Origin of the sequence: Sinorhizobium sp. M4_45, assembly GCF_002885915.1 — a bacterium.
Taxonomy (GTDB): Bacteria; Pseudomonadota; Alphaproteobacteria; order Rhizobiales; family Rhizobiaceae; genus Sinorhizobium; species Sinorhizobium meliloti_A.
In genome coordinates this window covers 687777-704151 of record NZ_NWVE01000002.1, presented here as the reverse complement: position 1 = coordinate 704151, position 16375 = coordinate 687777, and the positions used below count along the sequence as shown (strand labels likewise).

Genomic DNA, 16375 nt, shown 5'->3' with positions numbered 1-16375 from the left:
ATCGCTCAGCCGACGATCTCGGTGCCGGAGAACCAGTAGGCGATTTCCTCGGCAGCCGTCTCCGGGGCATCGGAACCGTGAACCGAGTTTTCGCCGATCGAAAGAGCGTGGACCTTGCGGATCGTGCCCTCGGCGGCGTTAGCCGGGTTGGTAGCGCCCATGACTTCACGGTTCTTGGCAATGGCGTTCTCGCCTTCGAGAACCTGGACCACGGTCGGGCCGGAGGACATGAATTCGACGAGCTCGCCGAAGAACGGGCGCTCCTTGTGGACGGCATAGAAGCCTTCGGCTTCGCGGCGGCTCATCCAGACGCGCTTCGAGGCGACGACGCGAAGGCCGGCATCCTCCAGCATCTTGGTGATGGCGCCGGTCAGGTTGCGCTTCGTCGCATCCGGCTTGATCATCGAAAAGGTACGTTCAATCGCCATTGGCTCAATTTCCCTTGCTCTTGAGAAGTGGCGGTTCATTAGCCGCCAATTCCGCGCAAAACAAGGGGGCGCGGCGATGATTCGCCCCCTCGCGCTGTAGTTTCACGCCGCTGTCACGCTGCGGCCCAAGCCGTCGTGAAGGTCGAGGCAGCGCTCGAACCAGTCGGTGACGACGTCGCCTGCGGCAAGCAGGCGGCGTGGCGAAGCGATACGCGCCCATTGCAGCGCGCCAAAGACGATATAATCGGCAAATAGCGGCCCGTCGCCGCCGAGGAACGGCTGAAACTTCAGCATGTGGCGGAGCGGTTCGAGCTTCGCCGAGAAGCTTTCGAGGTCTCCACGCCCGGCCTCGGCAACCGCCTCCAGCGGCCTTCCGAAGCGCTCCTCGCGGCTCGCCCGGAAATAAGCCCGGTTGATCGGGTCGAGGCTGTCATGAATGTCCATGATCGCGATACGTCCGATCGCGGGATGCAAAACCGTTTGCGACCAGCCCTCGACGAAGCGAGCCATGGCCTTTCCGCCTTCGCCGGAAAACAGCGGGGGACGATCGGGATAGGCCTCTTCGAGATAGAGAGCGATATCGAAGCTGTCGCTGACGAGTTTCTCCCCGTCGCGCAGCAGGGGAACGATCTTCGTCGCCCCCTGCTCCAGCCTCGGAATCTCGGTGAAGCCGACGGGCGCGATGTCGAAGGCTAGGCCCTTGTGCGCGAGCGATAGCTTCGTCTTCCACACATGCGGCGAAAAGGGGCGGCTCCTGTCGGTTCCGGAGAGTGCATAGAGTTTGCGTGTCATTCAGGCTCCTGTATTTCGCTACTGAGGCACATAAGGGGAGCACCGCTTGCGGATCAAATCACTTAATTTCATCAGTAGCATTCGACACCCTGATACGGATTCGCGATAGGTTGCCGACCACACGAGGAGCCGACCACACGAGGAGATTGCCGATGCTCGACCACTACCGGATGTTTGCCGACTACAATCGCTGGGCGAACCGGCGTGTCTACGCTGCCGTCTCGGAACTATCGGATTCGGAATACCGGGAGGACAAGGGAGCCTTCTTCGGCTCGCTGCACGGGACGCTGAACCATATCCTCGCGGCGGACCGGATCTGGATGAAGCGGTTTACGAAAGAGGGCGAGGCGCCGTCGCAACTCGACGCCATTCTACACGAAGATTTCACCGGACTGGCGGCGGCGCGGGCGGCCGAGGACGACCGCATCATTGCCTGGGTCGACAGCCTCGACGAGGCGCGCCTTGCCGGGCACTTCACCTACTCTCCGCTCACCAATCCGGTCGAGGTCACGGAACGGCTCGCACGGACGCTCGCTCACTTCTTCAACCATCAGACCCATCATCGCGGCCAGGCGCATGCGACCTTGACCGCGCTTAGGCAGCCCTCACTGACGCTGGACCTGGTTTTCTTCCTGCGGACCGAGGGCAAGAAGTGGGCCGATTGAAGCGAGGCCGGAGCCGCCCTCCGTTGCAAGCGAGATGCGCCTGTCTCGGGCACCGGCGAGCCACGCGATAAGTCGACCCTGCCCCAGCCAGGCGGCAATGCCGAGCGCGATGCCCCCCAGGATTGAGCAGAAGGCAAACGCCAGCGGCGACAGCAACGGCCGGATCGGCAGCAACAGCAACTCCGGCACGAAGCGGTGCAGGATGTAGATATGAAAGCCCGCTGCGGAAAGCGGCAGGATCAGCCGCGTACCCCATTGCGGCATGCGAATGCGCGGCAGGAAGAGCAGCGCCGCCAGGACGGCGATCTGCAGCAGATATTTGACTTTCGTCCCGATCCAGACGCCCTCATAAAGTCCGAGGAACAGGAAAACGCCTGTTCCTGCCAGCATTACCATCGAGCGTTCTTTCCACGTTTCGGCAACTGCCGCACACCAGCCGAGCACCGCCATGTAGAAGATCCATGGAAGGGTGAATATCTGGCGGTTGCCGATATCGACGAGAAGCGGAAACGCCATCCGCGCAGCGAAGGCCGCGGCAAACAACGCCATGCCCACGGCAAGAGGTCTTCTGGCCGCGGCGCGCCGGACGACCGGAACGGCAAACAGAGCGCCAAACACCAGCAGCATCTGACAATAGGCTTCGATGAACCAGTAGAGATAGGGCACCATGCCGTGGCGCCCGGGGTCGGCAAAGCCGAAATTCCCGACGAGAAAGACCGACGCCCAGGGTATCTGGCCCCAGGCGAGCGTGTAGCCCGCCACGATCAGATAATAGGGGACGAGAATCTGGACGAGCGGCCGCAGCAGCTTGTCTATCGCGCCGGAGAGCAGTGCGCCGCTCTGGAAGCGCGCTAGACCGAAGCCGGCGAGAATGACCATGGCAGCCGATCCTCCCGGAATCGGCCAAAGCGTCTCGTGGTGGACCACGACCAGCAGGATCGCCAGCGCCCGGATCAGGAGATCCGCGCCGATCCGGCGGCTCTTTCGCTCGCGGCTGCCGAGGGCGGCGAGTTCGCCGATCGAGAGCTTTTCCCAGGCCTCCGGCAGTTCTCCGAGCCTCCTCTCGAGGCCGATCGAAAGCTGGACGAAACGGAGCGAATCGCCACCGAGCGACAGAAAGCTGTCCTCCCGTCGAACCTTCTTCGGATAGAAGAGCTGGGCAAAAAGCGCCTCGACGTCCCCCTCTTCCGAACTGCCGCACGTTGCCGCGGCCGGCCGCTTGCGAAGGGCCGGGTAATCGATCTTGCCGGATGTCAATCTCGGCAACTTGTCGAGGCGGGAAGCCCCTACATGCATCAAGGTCAAGCCGCTCGCCTCGACGAGCAGGCGGCGAACTTCATCCGGATCGCGGTTTCCCACATAATAGGCATGGATTTCGGTGTCGCTGCCGACCACGGCCGCGGCGACTCCGTGCCGCTCCAGGGCCGCCTCCAGACCGTCGTGACCTATTCGGAGGCCGGCAATCTTCGATATCCGCTTTGTTCGTCCGACGATCCGGAAGAGCCCGTCCGCATCTCTTACGGCCAGATCGCCGGTCCGCAATTCCGACAACTCGGCCCCTCGCGCGAGATCGGCGCGTGACGAAGCGTAGCCCATCATCACATTCGGCCCGCGATAGACAAGCTCGCCGGGCTGATCGGCGCTGGAGATTATCCTTCCACCGTCGTCCTCTAGCGTCAGGCTGCCGCCCGGGATGGCGATGCCGATCCGGTCTTCCCTGCCCCGGAGACGGTCCGGCGGCATATAGGCCATGCGAGCGGTTGCCTCTGTCTGGCCGTACATCACGAAAAGGCACGCGTTGCGCGCGGAGAGATGCTCATTGTAGCGGCGAACGAGTTCCGGCGCCAAACGTCCGCCGGCCACAGTCATGAAGCGCAGCGCCGGAAAGTCCCGCTCCCGGAATCCCGCCATTTCCAGGAGGTCGTAGGAATAGGGGACTCCGGCAAAATTGGAGCTGCCGCTCTGCGCAAGTTCATCGAGGAAGCCCTCGTCGAGGATGGAACAGCCCGGCATGTAGACGCTCGCGCCCACGGCGAGGTGGGCGTTAAGGACGGAAAGCCCGTAGGAATAGTGAAGCGGCAGGATGAGGCAGCCTCGGTCCGCTGCCGTCAAACCGAGATATTCCGCGATTGACCGCGCATTGGACTGGATATTCATGTGCGACAGCCGCACCCATTTTCCTTGCCCGGTGCTGCCGGACGTCGAGAGCAGGACGGCAAGTTCGGGATGCGGTGTGATCGCATCTCCCGCCAGCCGCTCCATGCGCCAGCGACCGCCGAAGCGGCGGTAGCAATATTCCGGCTTGAAGACGTCGCGATCCTCGGCCATGGAAGCGGTGCCGCACAGGGCGACCGCGTGGCCCGCCTCGAGTGCTGCGAGATAAGCGACGATAGCGTGTTCGGAAAGATCGGCCTCGATTATGACCAGGCCGCGATCGCCGCGCCACCGAGAAGCGAGCCGGTCGATGCGCTCGGCAAGTTCGCTGTAACTCACGATCCGCCCGCCGCGCAAAAGCAGCGCCGGCCGGTCGCCCCGCGCAGCAAGACTTGCAACACCGAACGGGGACACCGAAACTTCGCCTGAGCCGCCCAAAACCACCTCCATTTTAGCACGGCGGCATATTATTGCTGACTCCCATCGTCAAGTATAAAGGGCGAAGCGGAGAGAGGACGTTGTGCGAAACGGTTTTGCGCGCGGAGTGCGCCGTTTGAAAAGGCCACCCCGGAGCACGAAAGACCCGGTTCGGGGGAACCGGGCCTTTCGTTCGGGCGGAGCCAGAGGCGCGTGGGAGGCCGCGCCCGCTCCATGACTCGTCGGCTGTGGCCTTAGCGGCTGAGGCCCTGGTAATATTCGCCTTCACCGCCGGAAACGACCTTCGGCTGCGGAGCATAGCCGACCGAACCGGTGGACGTACGGTCGAGGGAGCCGTCGGCACGGCGAACGGCCGTCTGGTCACCGGCTCGCGCTGCGCGTTCGGTGTAGAGCGGCTTGTCGCTGACACCCTGATAATAGCTGCCGCCGGCAAAGGCTGCGGATGCACCGCCGAGAACGGCTGTGGCAACGAGGGTGGCGGCGAGAGCAGTATGGATTGCGTTCCTCATGATCATCACTCCTGATCGGTCGTTCGCTTGAACGAAGGTTTCGTCGCGACCGCCTTGATCGGCACCATTCCGGACGCGGTGGCCTCGCCGATGGCGCCCGGTCCGATCAAAGGGTCAGAAGAGCATTCTCGTGCTCTCCGTCCGAAGATGTGGGGCCTCATGATGAGGATGGGAAGTATTGATTATCGGAACACGTTGTCCATGAATCCATAACAATCCTTACTTGAAAATGCCTTCGGCATCCTTATTCGAGCGATCGCGAGAGCAGTGGCGCGAGCCTCTTGCCTTCCCGAAAAAGTCCGGGCAAAAGGCCCGGATGATCCAGATATCCGGCCTCTCCGCCCGCATTGCGGGCCGTCTGCTTATCGACAACGCTTCCGTGACGCTCCCGGCGGGCACGAAGGCCGGGCTCGTCGGGCGCAACGGCGCCGGCAAGTCCACACTGTTTCGGGTCATCACCGGCGAGCTTGCGGCGGAAGCCGGCGGTGTTTTCTTGCCGAAGAACGCGCGGATCGGGCAGGTCGCACAGGAAGCGCCGGGGACGGAAGAGCCTCTGATCGAAATCGTGCTCAACGCCGACAGGGAACGCACCGCGCTCATCGCGGAGTCGGAGACGGCGATCGACCCGCACAGGATCGCCGAGATCCAGACGCGGCTCGCCGACATCGGCGCCCATTCGGCGGAAGCGCGCGCGGCAAGCATTCTCGCCGGTCTCGGCTTCGACCACGAGGCGCAGAAACGCCCCGCCTCCTCCTTTTCCGGTGGCTGGCGCATGCGCGTGGCGCTTGCCGCGGTCCTTTTTTCGGAGCCCGATCTGCTGCTCCTCGACGAGCCGACCAACTATCTCGACCTCGAAGGAACGCTGTGGCTCGAGGACTATATTCGCCGTTATCCGCACACGGTGATCATCATCAGCCACGATCGCGACCTCCTGAACACCGCGGTGAACGCGATCGTTCACCTCGATCAGAAGAAGCTCACCTTCTACCGCGGCTCCTACGATCAGTTCGAGCGGCAGAAGGCGGAAGCGGACGAACTGCAGATGAAGGCGAAAGCCAAGAACGAGGCGGCCCGCAAGCATCTGCAGAGCTTCATCGATCGCTTCAAGGCCAAGGCTTCCAAGGCCCGTCAGGCCCAGAGCCGCATCAAGGCATTGGAGCGGATGGGCACCGTTGCAGCCGTGATCGAAGACCATGTCCAGGGCTTCACCTTTCCGGACCCGGAGAAGCAGGTGGCCTCGCCCATCGTCGCCATCCAGGGCGGCGCGGTCGGCTACGAACCGGGCAAGCCTATCCTGAAGAGGCTCAATCTGCGCATCGATGCGGACGACCGGATCGCGCTTCTCGGGTCCAACGGCAACGGCAAGTCCACTTTTGCGAAGTTCATCGCCGGGCGCCTCCCGGCGCAAAGCGGCGAGGTGCGGATCGCCCCGGGGCTGAAGGTGGGCTTCTTCGCCCAGCACCAGCTCGACGACCTCGTGCCGACGCAGAGTGCCGTGGAGCACGTCCGCCGCCGCATGCCGGAAGCGCCGGAAGCGAAGGTGCGCTCCCGCGTGGCGCAGATGGGACTTGCAACCGAGAAGATGGACACCGCGGCCAAGGATCTCTCCGGTGGCGAAAAGGCGCGGCTTCTTATGGGCCTTGCCGCCTTCGAGGCGCCAAGTCTGCTTATCCTTGACGAGCCCACCAACCATCTCGACATCGACAGCCGCAATGCACTGATCGCCGCCCTCAACGACTTCTCCGGCGCGGTCATCCTCATTTCGCATGATCGTCACCTGATCGAAGCGACGGCCGACCGGCTGTGGCTGGTGCGCGAAGGAACCGTCACGAACTACGACGGCGACCTCGAGGACTATCGCGGGCTGATCGTCGGCGGGCCGAAGCCCAGGGACGACAAGCCCAGGGTGAACGGATCGGATGAGGCGCTCTCCAAGGCAGACCAGCGAAAGGCCAATGCGGACAGGCGAGCCTCACTGGCACCGCTCAGGAAAAAGATCAATGAGATCGAGTCCTTGACGGCCAAACTGGAGAAAGTGATTCAGGCCCTTGATACGGAGCTTGCAGATCCCGCGCTTTACGAGAAGGCCCCGGCAAAAGCGGCTCAGCGCGCCAAGGAGCGCGCCGATGCCGTCGAGAAACTTGCTGCTGCGGAAGAGCAATGGCTGGAGCTGTCGGCGGAATACGAGGAAGCGATGGCGGGATAATCAGCCCGGCTGCTCTCGATCACGATGTTTTTAGGTCGGGTCGACCTAAAGATATCGGCGGAAATGGCACAGTTTTCCTCATCCCGCTCTAACCGAGCTCGAAGGTCGTGATCCCGTAAATCCGTGCAAGCGGCAGATCCGGTGCCGGTCCGCGATACATGCGGGCGGTCTCGAAAACCGGCTTCATGTTGTAGCGCGTGCAAAGTGCTCGGGCGGACGCATTCGGCTCGGGAACGTCCAAATAGATCCGTTCCCCGCCGGTGCCGGTTGCGAGCTTGCGAAACAGGAGATCCGCACCGGTCTCGCTGTCGGCGAGCAGCGGACCGATCTTGTAGCCTTCGCGGCACTTGCGGATCGTTCCGTACCCGGTGATTGCGCCGTCTCGCAGCAGGACCACGCTTCTGCGCGTCTGCAACTGCTTGGTCCATTCGCGCAGAAACGCCTCGCGCCGCGTTGGATTGAACCTCATGTCATAATCGATCAGCGTCGCCGAATGCACCGGCGCCACGTCGACAAGCTCGGTGCCGGGCGGCTCGGTCACGTTCACCACGCCGCCGTAGCGTATGTTCGCGTGCGCCCAGCCGAAACCCGATTTCCGATAGTTTCCCTGCTGGCCCACGACCCCGTCGAGGCCGATGGTCCGCCCCTCGGCCCTTGCAATCGCCCACTTCCAGAGATCGAGGCCGATGCCCCTGCCCCGATACGCCTCGTCGGCGATGAAAAAGCCGAGAAACGCGTAACCGCTGCCATAGCGCACGAGCGAAATGGCAGCGGCAAGCCGCTCTTCCTCGACCGCGACCCAGTAGCCTTCTGGATCGGCGGCCCAGAAAGCATTGCCGTCGTCAGTACCGGGATTCCATCCCTCCCTGGCGGCCCAGTCGATGATCGTGTCGAGCTCGGCCCGTGTCGCAAGACGAATATGTGGCATCTGAAATCCTGACTTCGGAGACCCCCTCGAGAGGCAAGAAGACGGACAAGATAGATTTGGGTTCCATCTTGTCCACCCAAGCGGCTAGGCTAATTTTTGCAACTGGATGCCGGCTTGTCGGCATTTCCCAATCTGCTAAAAGGGTGCGGAATAAATCATACTAATCAGGGCGGAAAACACCATGTCCCCAATCAACATTGCCATCGTTGGCGTCGGCAAGATCGTGCGCGATCAACATCTGCCGGCGCTTGCGAAGAACGCGGACTACCGCCTGATCGCAGCCGCGAGCCGCCATGGAACGGTGGACGGCATCGACAATTTCAAGTCGATCGAGGCCATGCTCGAGGCCGTGCCGGGGGTCGAGGCGGTTTCGCTTTGCATGCCGCCGCAATACCGCTACGAGGCGGCGCGTACCGCACTTGCCGCCGGCAAGCATGTCTTCCTCGAAAAGCCGCCGGGCGCGACTTTGAGCGAGGTCGCGGACCTGGAGGCGCTGGCGGACGAGAAAGGCGTTTCGCTTTTCGCGAGCTGGCACTCGCGCTATGCGCCGGCGGTGGAGGCGGCAAAGACGTTTCTGGCGTCGACCGCGATCCGCAACGTCCGGATCATCTGGAAGGAAGATGTTCGCCACTGGCATCCGAATCAGGAGTGGATCTGGGCAGCCGGCGGTCTGGGCGTCTTCGACCCCGGCATCAATGCGCTCTCGATCATGACCCACATCCTGCCCCGGCCGGTCTTCATCACCTCCGCGACGCTCGAATTTCCCGAAAACCGCGACGCGCCGATCGCCGCCACGATCGCCTTCAGCGATGCCGAAAAGCTCGATGTCGCTGCCGAGTTCGATTGGCGCCAGACAGGCAAGCAGAGCTGGGACATCGTCGCTGAATCCGATGCGGGCGAAATGGTCCTCTCCGAGGGCGGCGCCAAACTCGCGATCGACGGCAAGATCGTCCACGAGGAGCCCGAGCAGGAGTACCCCATGCTCTATCGGCGTTTCGCCGAGATCATCAAAGCCGGCAGATCGGATGTCGACCTGGCGCCGCTCCGGCACGTGGCCGACGCCTTCATGCTCGGCCGCCGCAAATTCGTCGAGGCATTCCACGACTAAGTGTGGCGTGTGCGGACATGCTGCTGTCGCCGCCGCTGATGCCCCTCTCCCCGGTTAAACCCGAGGGGACGAGTACGACGCTGCCGCGAGTCTCTTTCGCACCGCCTGCGGGGAGAAGGTGGAAGGCAGGCCGGATGCGGGGCAACCGGTTCCGGCCTGATTCGCGTCGATCACGCCTTCTTTTCCCATCTTCCGTCACGGTTCTGCTGCCAGTAGGTGAGATTGTGCCCCTCGCCCTTTAGCCGCTTCCACTGATCGCGCGCCGCCTCGAGCTGCTGCTGGTCGTAGCCGTCGAACATGAAAACAACCCGCTCATATTCCGAAACCGGCGGCGGCTCGGCGCCGTCGACGACAAAGCGCACAGTCGCGGCATTCCGGTTGCCTTCATCGGCGACGACGAGAATCGGTTGCTCCGCCGCGAAATCGCCGGCGTCCGTCCCGTGCGGCAGGAAGCTGTCGTCCCGATAGACCCATAGATGCGTATCCAGCGCATCACGCCTTTCGGCGCCGATCGTCTGCACGACCACCCGCCAGCCGCGCTCGATGCTCTTGTCGAGCAGCGGAGGCAGGGCGTCTTCGAGCTTCGATTCCGTCAGGTGGTAAAAAAGGATCTCGGTCATTCCGATCTCGGGCCAACGGTCACGATTCGTAGTTCGCGCGCACCAACTGGTCGAGGAGACGAACGCCGAAGCCCGAGCCCCATGACTGATTGATCTCGTCGGTCGGCGAGCCCATGGCGGTGCCGGCGATGTCGAGATGCGCCCAGGGGGTGTCCTTGACGAAGCGTTTCAGGAACTGCGCCGCGGTGACAGAGCCGCCGTGCCGGCCGCCGGTGTTCTTCATATCGGCGAACTTGCTGTCGATCATCTTGTCGTATTCCTTGCCGAGCGGCATCCGCCACAGTCGTTCCTGCGTCGCCAAACCGGCGGCGAGCAACTGCTCTGCCAGCCGGTCGTCGTTCGAAAACAGCCCCGCGTAATGATTGCTGAGCGCTACCATGATCGCGCCGGTCAGCGTTGCCAGATCGATCATCAGCTGCGGCTTGAAGCGATCATTGCAGTACCAGAGGGCATCGCCGAGGACGAGCCTGCCTTCGGCGTCGGTGTTGATCACCTCGATCGTCTGCCCGGACATGGACGTCACGATGTCGCCCGGCCGCTGGGCACTTCCGTCCGGCATGTTCTCCACGAGCCCGATGATACCTATGGCATTGACGGCTGCCTTGCGCGCGGCAAGGACATGCATGAGGCCGGTCACTGCCGCCGCTCCGCCCATATCGCCCTTCATTTCCTCCATGCCGGAAGCGGGCTTGATCGAAATGCCGCCGGTGTCGAAGACGACCCCCTTGCCGATGAAGGCGACCGGCCTTTCCTTGGCCTTTCCGCCCTTCCACTGCATGACCACCAGCCGCGGCGGACGGGACGAGCCTTGCGCCACGCCGAGGAGTGCGCCCATGCCGAGCTTCTTCATCTCCCGCTCGGTCAGGATCTCGACATCCACGCCGAGTTTTTCCAGTTCCTTCGCGCGCGCCGCGAACTCGACGGGGCCCAGCACGTTGGCGGGCTCGTTGACGAGATCGCGCGCCAGAAACACGCCTTCACCGACCGCCTGCGCCGTCATAAAGGCCTTTTTCGCTGCGATCACCGTGCCGGTGACGATGGTGACCTTGACCGGTTTCTGCGCCGCCTTCGGCTCGTCATCCGATTTCCGGGTCTTGTAGCTCTCGAAGCCGTAGGCATTCATTTCCATGCCAAGGGCGAAATCCGCAGCTGCCTTGCCGGTGACTTCGAGCCCCGGCGCATCGAGGAAAACCGTGATCTTTTCGGCAGACCGCGATTTCGCAGCCGCGGCGCCACCGGCCTTCAGCCAGTCGTGATCGCCGACGCCGCCCGCGTCCCCGAGGCCGAGCAGGACAATCCGATCGGCCGGCGAGCCGTGCGGCGCAATGACGTCGAGAGTCGAGAGCGCCTTGCCCGTGAACTTCCCGATCTTCGCCGCCTTCGGCAGGACGCCCTCCGGATCGACGACAGCCGCCCCGGCCGCTTCCTTGGCTCCCGCAACCTGCAGGAGTATCGCGACGCCGCCGGCCGGGCGGTGGGATTTGCTGAAAGAAAACTCGAATTTCATCGGCATGCAGGACTCCAGGCACTTTCTGACGGTGGCGCCCGGCCTGTTACCGGACGGCTACAGTGACCGACATTCGCGACGTCGGCGGTGATCGAAGCTGTGGGCCGCACCCTTCTCGCTTTTCAGGCGCTTGGCAAGATGCTCGCACATGTTTACATGCGGTTAACCGAAATTCTTCGGCTTATATTTTCCCTGTTGTCGCATATTCCGATTCGCGGCACGGGGACGAAGACGGCCACCTCGGCCGGCAAGAAATTGCGCGCTCGTCCGCAACCGAACGGCATACGAAATTGAGCAGGACCTTGGACCGGATACGGCTATGAAGCTCATCGAACGCTACATATTCCGGCGCGCCACGATCATGTTCCTGGCGACGCTCCTGCCGTTGATGGGCATCGTGTGGACCACGCAGGCGCTCACCAATGTCAACCTCGTTACCGACAGCGGTCAGTCGATCATCGCTTTCCTGAAGCTCGCGACGCTGATTCTGCCGTCGGTCGTGCCGATCATCCTGCCCTTTGCCTTGGTGATCGGCGTGACGCAGACGCTGAGCGCGATGAACACCGATTCAGAGCTTACGGTGCTCAGTGCCGCCGGCAGTTCGCGCATGTCCATCATCCGGCCGGTGATGTTTCTCGCGGCAGGACTGAGCGTCCTCTCCTTCGCCATCGACAATTTCGTCGAGCCTTATTCGCGCGTTGCGGTACGCAAGATGATCGCGACGGCCCATGCGGATCTGCTTGCCTCCGTCGTCCAGGAGAACGCATTCCGCAAGATTGCCGACGGGCTTTACGTTCAGGTCGGCGCCCGCCGCAGCGGCGGCGTGCTGCAGGGCATCTTCGTCGCCGATGCGCGCGATCCGAATTTCGAACTCGTCTACTATGCGCGCGAAGGAGCCGTCGACGAGGAACGCTCCGCGCTGGTGATGAAGGACGGAGAGGTCCACCGCAAACTGCCGGACGGCGACGTTTCCATCATCAAGTTCGACTCCTACGCCTTCGATCTGACCGACCTGACCAGGATGGCGGGAGAGGCCAATATCCGCGCCAAGGACCGCGATCTCTTCTATCTGCTTGACCCCGATCCCGACGACGAAGCCTACAAGAGAGCTCCGCGCGCCTTTGCGGCGGAGCTGCACCGGCGCTTCACCGAATGGACCTTTCCGCTGCTCTTCGGCCTCATTGCACTGGTCGTCAGCAGCGATGCCCGGTCGCATCGCGAAGCACGCGTGCACCCGATGGTCAGCGCCCTTGGAGCGGCTCTGGTCATCCGGTGGATGACGTTCTACGCGGCCAACAGCGCCGAAGATTCGGTATGGTTCGTGCCGCTCATGTATCTGATCCCGCTGGTGACGGGAGCGCTTGCCATACAGCAGCTTGCCAGCAACCGGCGCCTCGACATCCCCATGACCTGGCAGGAAAAGCTCACGGACCTCATGGTCAGGCTACGGCTCGTGCGGCCGGCGGGCGCCGACGGGGAGCAGCCCTCATGATTTTCAACACGCTCGGACGCTATTTCTTCAAACGTTATGCACGCACCACGTTTTGGTTCCTCGTCGGCATTTTCGCGCTGATCTTCATCATCGACTTCAGCGAACTGACCAGCCGCATGTCGAACCTGCCACATTACACGGTATCGGGCGCGCTGCTGATGACTGCGTTCCGCATTCCGACGATTCTGCAGCAAACGGTGCCCTTCGTCGCGCTTTTCGCGGCGATGGCTGCGTTGATCTCCCTTAACCGGCGCTATGAACTCGTCGTAACCCGGGCGGCGGGCATTTCGGTCTGGCAATTCCTGCGTCCGTTCGTCGTCGGCGCCCTGCTCTTCGGCGTGCTTGCAGTGGTCGTGATCAACCCGCTTGCCGCCTGGGGAACCAAGAAGGCGGAAGCGCTGGAGGCGGAGTGGGGCTCCACCCGTTCGGCCGCCGCGAACTCGATTCCCTGGCTCCGGCAGATCTACGACGGCACCGACACGATCATCGGCGCACGCTCCGTCCAGAACGGCGGCACCGAGCTGATCAACGTGACCGTTATCCACTTCGATCCACAGGGCGCAATCACGCTCCGGCAGGATGCGAAGTCGGCGAAACTCGAAGATGGTTACTGGCTTCTTAACGGCGTCGTCGAGACGGAGGTCGGGCGCCTGCCGCGTCGTATGGAAACGGCACAGCTCCGCACCAATCTGAAGCCGGATTTCGTCCAGGAACGTCTGGCGAAGGCTGATTCCATTCAGTTTTTTGACCTTCCGCGGAAAATCGAAGTGGCGCGGTCCTTCGGCTTTTCCACCAACGGCCTGGAAACGCAATTTCACTCTCTCATGTCGCTGCCGCTGCTGCTCGTCGCCATGACGCTGATCGCCGCCTGCGTCTCGTTAAAATTTAGCCGGTTCAACCAATCTCGATCGGTGATTCTCGGTGGAATCCTGTCGGGCTTCGTGCTTTATGTCGTCACCGTGCTTGTCAAAGCATTCGGGAGCAGCGGCATTGTGCCTCCGTTCGTTGCAGCCTGGCTGCCGGTTGTTGTAGCAATGGCGCTGGGCTCGACGATTCTACTGCATCAGGAGGATGGCTAGTGGCGGCAGGCAACCGCAAACGCATGAAGCTTACCAACGCTGCCCTGCTTGCAGGCGTGGCGCTGCATATGCTTGCCATCGGAATGAATGCGCCAGCCAAGGCGCAGGACGCAGGGACGCGAATCGACGAACTGCAGCCGAATATTCCTGCCGACGCCAAGCTGCTGCTGACCGCCAATGAGCTCGTCTACAATCGCGACACGGAAAAGGTGACCGTACGCGGCAATGTGCAGATCGAATACGGCGGCTACAAGATGGTGGCCCGGCAGGTCGATTACGACCAGAAATCCGGCCGCATCCTCGCGACCGGCGACATCCAGCTCATCGAGCCGGGCGGCAACATCGTTTATGCCGACAGAATGGACGTCACCGACGACTTCGGCAACGGCTTCGTCCAGGCCCTCAGGATCGAAACGACGGATCTGACGCGCCTGGCGGCGGAAACCGGCGAGAGACGCAATGGCGAGGAATTCATCCTCAACAAGGCTGTCTACACCGCATGCACGCCGTGCAACACCAAGCCGGAACATCGCTCTCTGTGGCACATCAAGGCCCAGCGAATCATTCAGAACGGACGCACCCGTACCATTCGGCTCGAGCACGCCTATTTCGAGCTCTTCGGCAAGCCGATCGCCTACATTCCGGTGATGGAAATCCCGGACCATACGGTCAAGCGCAAGAGTGGCTTCCTGTTCCCGCAGTTCCGCTACACGCAAAAGCTCGGCGCCGGCGTAGGAGTGCCCTACTACTGGGCGATCTCGCCCTACATGGACGCGACGATCACCGGCACCGGGCTGACCCGCCAGGGTTTTCTCCTTGAAGGTGAGTTCCGGCAGCAGTTCCACAACGGCCTGCATACGCTGAACGTCGCCGGCATCAGCCAGCTGGACAGGGAGCAATTCACACCGGGAACCGTGGACGCGCTGGAAACCAATCGCGGCATGATCGCTTCGCGGGGCAAGTTCGAGATCAATCCGCGCTGGAGCTTCGGCTGGAACGTCCTCGTCCAGTCGGACAACAACTTCGCCAAGACCTACGATCTGTCGACCTTCGACGGCACGACCTATGTGAACCAGGCCTATCTCACGGGCCTTGGAAAACGCAATTATTTCGACCTGCGGGCCTTCTATTTCGACATCCAGGATGCCGACCCAAACAGCCTCGACGAAAACAAGCAGCCTATCGCGCAGGTCCTCGACTATTCCTACACTGCACCGGAGCCGATCCTGGGCGGCGAACTCAACGCCGATTTCAACCTTACCAACATCAAGCGCAACCGGCTCGACAGGATAAACGTGTTGGGGGTCGAGCGCTTCCGCGGCCTCGAGGGTACCTCGCACAGGCTCACCGGCGAACTCGAATGGAAGCGGACCTTCATTGCGCCCGGCGGACTTGTGCTGACACCGCTGCTCGCGGCACGCGGCGATGCCCTCGGCATGAATGTGGATGACCCGGTCGGTTATACCGGCAACTTCAGCAGCAGCGATGCCGAGACCCGTAGAATGTTGACCGCCGGTCTCGAGGCGCGCTATCCGATCCTCTTCGCTGGAGAGACGAGCACCCACGTTCTCGAGCCGATCGGGCAGCTATATGCGCGTCCGGACGAGCAATATGCGGGCGGACTGCCGAACGAAGACGCGCAGAGTTTCGTCTTCGATGCGACCAACCTCTTCGATCGCGACAAATTCTCCGGTTACGATCGCATCGAGGGCGGCACGCGCGCGAATATCGGTCTGCGCTATACTGGAAGCTTCGACAGCGGCTTCGGCCTGCGCGCCATAGCCGGCCAGTCGTTTCACCTTGGTGGCCTGAATTCCTTCGCGACGGACGATCTCGTCAAAGCCGGGGCGGATTCGGGCCTGGAAACCGACAGTTCCGACTATGTCGCCATGTTGGGTATCGATGCCCCGTCGGGTCTGATGGCGAGCCTCTCCGGACGGCTGGACGAAAGCGACTTCTCGCTGCGCCGGGCCGATGCAACGGTCGGCTATCTCGGGCTGAACTGGCAGGCCGCTCTCACCTATACGCGGATCGAAGCGCAGCCGACCTATGGCTCACCGTTCGATCAGGACGAAATCCAGACCGCTGCCGCCTACCGGTTCCACGAATATTGGTCCGTTTTCGGCGCGGTGACCTACGATATCGACGCGGGCGTCGTCTCCCGCAACGGCCTCGGCATCACCTATGACGACCAGGACACGCTGTTCTCGATCGTCTACAAGCAGGAGCGGGACACCGACAGTTCGCTTGCGAACGATTGGTCGATCGGCGCCCGCATCAGCTTCCGCACGCTCGGTGACGTCTATGTCGGCGACACCAAGTTCGACGAGCTGGACTACTTCTAGAGCGTTTGAAACGGCGCACTTCCGGATGGAAACCGTTCCACGTTTTTCCTGGAAGTGCTCTGAAGTGGCCATGTTCCGCCCTTGCCGCATCGGCCCGATCGGAA

Annotated in this window: 13 protein-coding genes; 6 read left to right on the top strand and 7 right to left on the bottom strand. The window is 62.3% G+C overall.

What is annotated here, in order from left to right; translation table 11 throughout:
• Positions 1-5: 5 nt before the first annotated feature.
• The gene (gene ndk, locus CN933_RS09065; RefSeq protein WP_003531616.1) at positions 6-428 is read right to left on the bottom strand and encodes a nucleoside-diphosphate kinase; all 423 of its coding nucleotides are present in this window, start codon (positions 426-428) and stop codon (positions 6-8) included.
• A gap of 102 nt (positions 429-530) precedes the next feature.
• On the bottom strand, positions 531-1220 hold the full coding sequence (locus CN933_RS09060; RefSeq protein WP_018094681.1) for a glutathione S-transferase family protein: 690 nt from the start codon (positions 1218-1220) through the stop codon (positions 531-533).
• A gap of 152 nt (positions 1221-1372) precedes the next feature.
• Here CN933_RS09060 and CN933_RS09055 point away from each other — a divergent pair, with 152 nt between their 5' ends.
• Positions 1373-1885, top strand: coding sequence for a DinB family protein (locus CN933_RS09055; protein ID WP_018094680.1), 513 nt, complete (start codon positions 1373-1375; stop codon positions 1883-1885).
• On the opposite strand, the gene CN933_RS09050 is transcribed toward CN933_RS09055, so the two are convergent.
• Together CN933_RS09050 and CN933_RS09045 are read right to left on the bottom strand one after the other, a co-directional pair.
• Complete coding sequence (locus CN933_RS09050) at positions 1826-4477, bottom strand: non-ribosomal peptide synthetase (protein ID WP_018094679.1); 2652 nt, start codon at positions 4475-4477, stop codon at positions 1826-1828. The genes CN933_RS09055 and CN933_RS09050 overlap by 60 nt on opposite strands.
• A gap of 233 nt (positions 4478-4710) precedes the next feature.
• Complete coding sequence (locus tag CN933_RS09045; RefSeq protein ID WP_003531620.1) at positions 4711-4992, bottom strand: hypothetical protein; 282 nt, start codon at positions 4990-4992, stop codon at positions 4711-4713.
• 310 nt (positions 4993-5302) lie between these two features.
• On the opposite strand from CN933_RS09045, the gene CN933_RS09040 reads away from it, so the two are divergent.
• Positions 5303-7192 (top strand): ABC-F family ATP-binding cassette domain-containing protein, encoded by a 1890-nt coding sequence (locus CN933_RS09040; RefSeq protein ID WP_018094677.1) that lies wholly within the window; start codon positions 5303-5305, stop codon positions 7190-7192.
• Positions 7193-7280: 88 nt separating this feature from the next.
• On the opposite strand, the gene CN933_RS09035 is transcribed toward CN933_RS09040, so the two are convergent.
• Positions 7281-8120 carry a GNAT family N-acetyltransferase gene (locus CN933_RS09035; protein WP_018094676.1) on the bottom strand — a complete coding sequence of 280 codons (840 nt, stop codon included), beginning with the start codon at positions 8118-8120 and terminating at the stop codon, positions 7281-7283.
• 181 nt (positions 8121-8301) lie between these two features.
• On the opposite strand from CN933_RS09035, the gene CN933_RS09030 reads away from it, so the two are divergent.
• Positions 8302-9228: a Gfo/Idh/MocA family protein gene (locus CN933_RS09030; protein WP_018094675.1), complete on the top strand. Its 927-nt coding sequence runs from the start codon at positions 8302-8304 to the stop codon at positions 9226-9228.
• Positions 9229-9398: 170 nt separating this feature from the next.
• On the opposite strand, the gene CN933_RS09025 is transcribed toward CN933_RS09030, so the two are convergent.
• Both CN933_RS09025 and CN933_RS09020 read right to left on the bottom strand, forming a co-directional pair.
• Positions 9399-9848 carry a DNA polymerase III subunit chi gene (locus CN933_RS09025; RefSeq protein ID WP_018094674.1) on the bottom strand — a complete coding sequence of 150 codons (450 nt, stop codon included), beginning with the start codon at positions 9846-9848 and terminating at the stop codon, positions 9399-9401.
• A gap of 19 nt (positions 9849-9867) precedes the next feature.
• Positions 9868-11361, bottom strand: coding sequence for a leucyl aminopeptidase (locus tag CN933_RS09020; RefSeq protein ID WP_018094673.1), 1494 nt, complete (start codon positions 11359-11361; stop codon positions 9868-9870).
• Positions 11362-11674: 313 nt separating this feature from the next.
• On the opposite strand from CN933_RS09020, the gene lptF reads away from it, so the two are divergent.
• Genes lptF through CN933_RS09000 form a run of 3 tightly spaced genes read left to right on the top strand, consistent with a single transcriptional unit; the run spans position 11675 to position 16271 of the window.
• The gene (lptF, locus tag CN933_RS09010; protein WP_018094671.1) at positions 11675-12847 is read left to right on the top strand and encodes an LPS export ABC transporter permease LptF; all 1173 of its coding nucleotides are present in this window, start codon (positions 11675-11677) and stop codon (positions 12845-12847) included.
• Positions 12844-13926, top strand: a complete 1083-nt coding sequence (lptG, locus tag CN933_RS09005) for an LPS export ABC transporter permease LptG (RefSeq protein WP_018094670.1) — start codon at positions 12844-12846, stop codon at positions 13924-13926. Before lptF ends, lptG begins: the two co-directional genes overlap by 4 nt.
• Positions 13926-16271, top strand: a complete 2346-nt coding sequence (locus tag CN933_RS09000) for an LPS-assembly protein LptD (RefSeq protein ID WP_018094669.1) — start codon at positions 13926-13928, stop codon at positions 16269-16271. Before lptG ends, CN933_RS09000 begins: the two co-directional genes overlap by 1 nt.
• The last annotated feature ends 104 nt before the right edge of the window (positions 16272-16375 follow it).

What these genes read in the sequence shown, in the direction of transcription:
- CN933_RS09020 (WP_018094673.1), bottom strand. Translation starts at nt 11,361, where the DNA reads ATGCCGATGAAATTCGAGTTTTCTTTCAGCAAATCCCACCGCCCGGCC.
- lptG (WP_018094670.1), top strand. Translation starts at nt 12,844, where the DNA reads ATGATTTTCAACACGCTCGGACGCTATTTCTTCAAACGTTATGCACGC.
- CN933_RS09060 (WP_018094681.1), bottom strand. Translation starts at nt 1,220, where the DNA reads ATGACACGCAAACTCTATGCACTCTCCGGAACCGACAGGAGCCGCCCC.
- CN933_RS09030 (WP_018094675.1), top strand. Translation starts at nt 8,302, where the DNA reads ATGTCCCCAATCAACATTGCCATCGTTGGCGTCGGCAAGATCGTGCGC.
- lptF (WP_018094671.1), top strand. Translation starts at nt 11,675, where the DNA reads ATGAAGCTCATCGAACGCTACATATTCCGGCGCGCCACGATCATGTTC.
- CN933_RS09055 (WP_018094680.1), top strand. Translation starts at nt 1,373, where the DNA reads ATGCTCGACCACTACCGGATGTTTGCCGACTACAATCGCTGGGCGAAC.
- CN933_RS09045 (WP_003531620.1), bottom strand. Translation starts at nt 4,992, where the DNA reads ATGATCATGAGGAACGCAATCCATACTGCTCTCGCCGCCACCCTCGTT.
- CN933_RS09025 (WP_018094674.1), bottom strand. Translation starts at nt 9,848, where the DNA reads ATGACCGAGATCCTTTTTTACCACCTGACGGAATCGAAGCTCGAAGAC.
- CN933_RS09035 (WP_018094676.1), bottom strand. Translation starts at nt 8,120, where the DNA reads ATGCCACATATTCGTCTTGCGACACGGGCCGAGCTCGACACGATCATC.
- CN933_RS09040 (WP_018094677.1), top strand. Translation starts at nt 5,303, where the DNA reads ATGATCCAGATATCCGGCCTCTCCGCCCGCATTGCGGGCCGTCTGCTT.
- ndk (WP_003531616.1), bottom strand. Translation starts at nt 428, where the DNA reads ATGGCGATTGAACGTACCTTTTCGATGATCAAGCCGGATGCGACGAAG.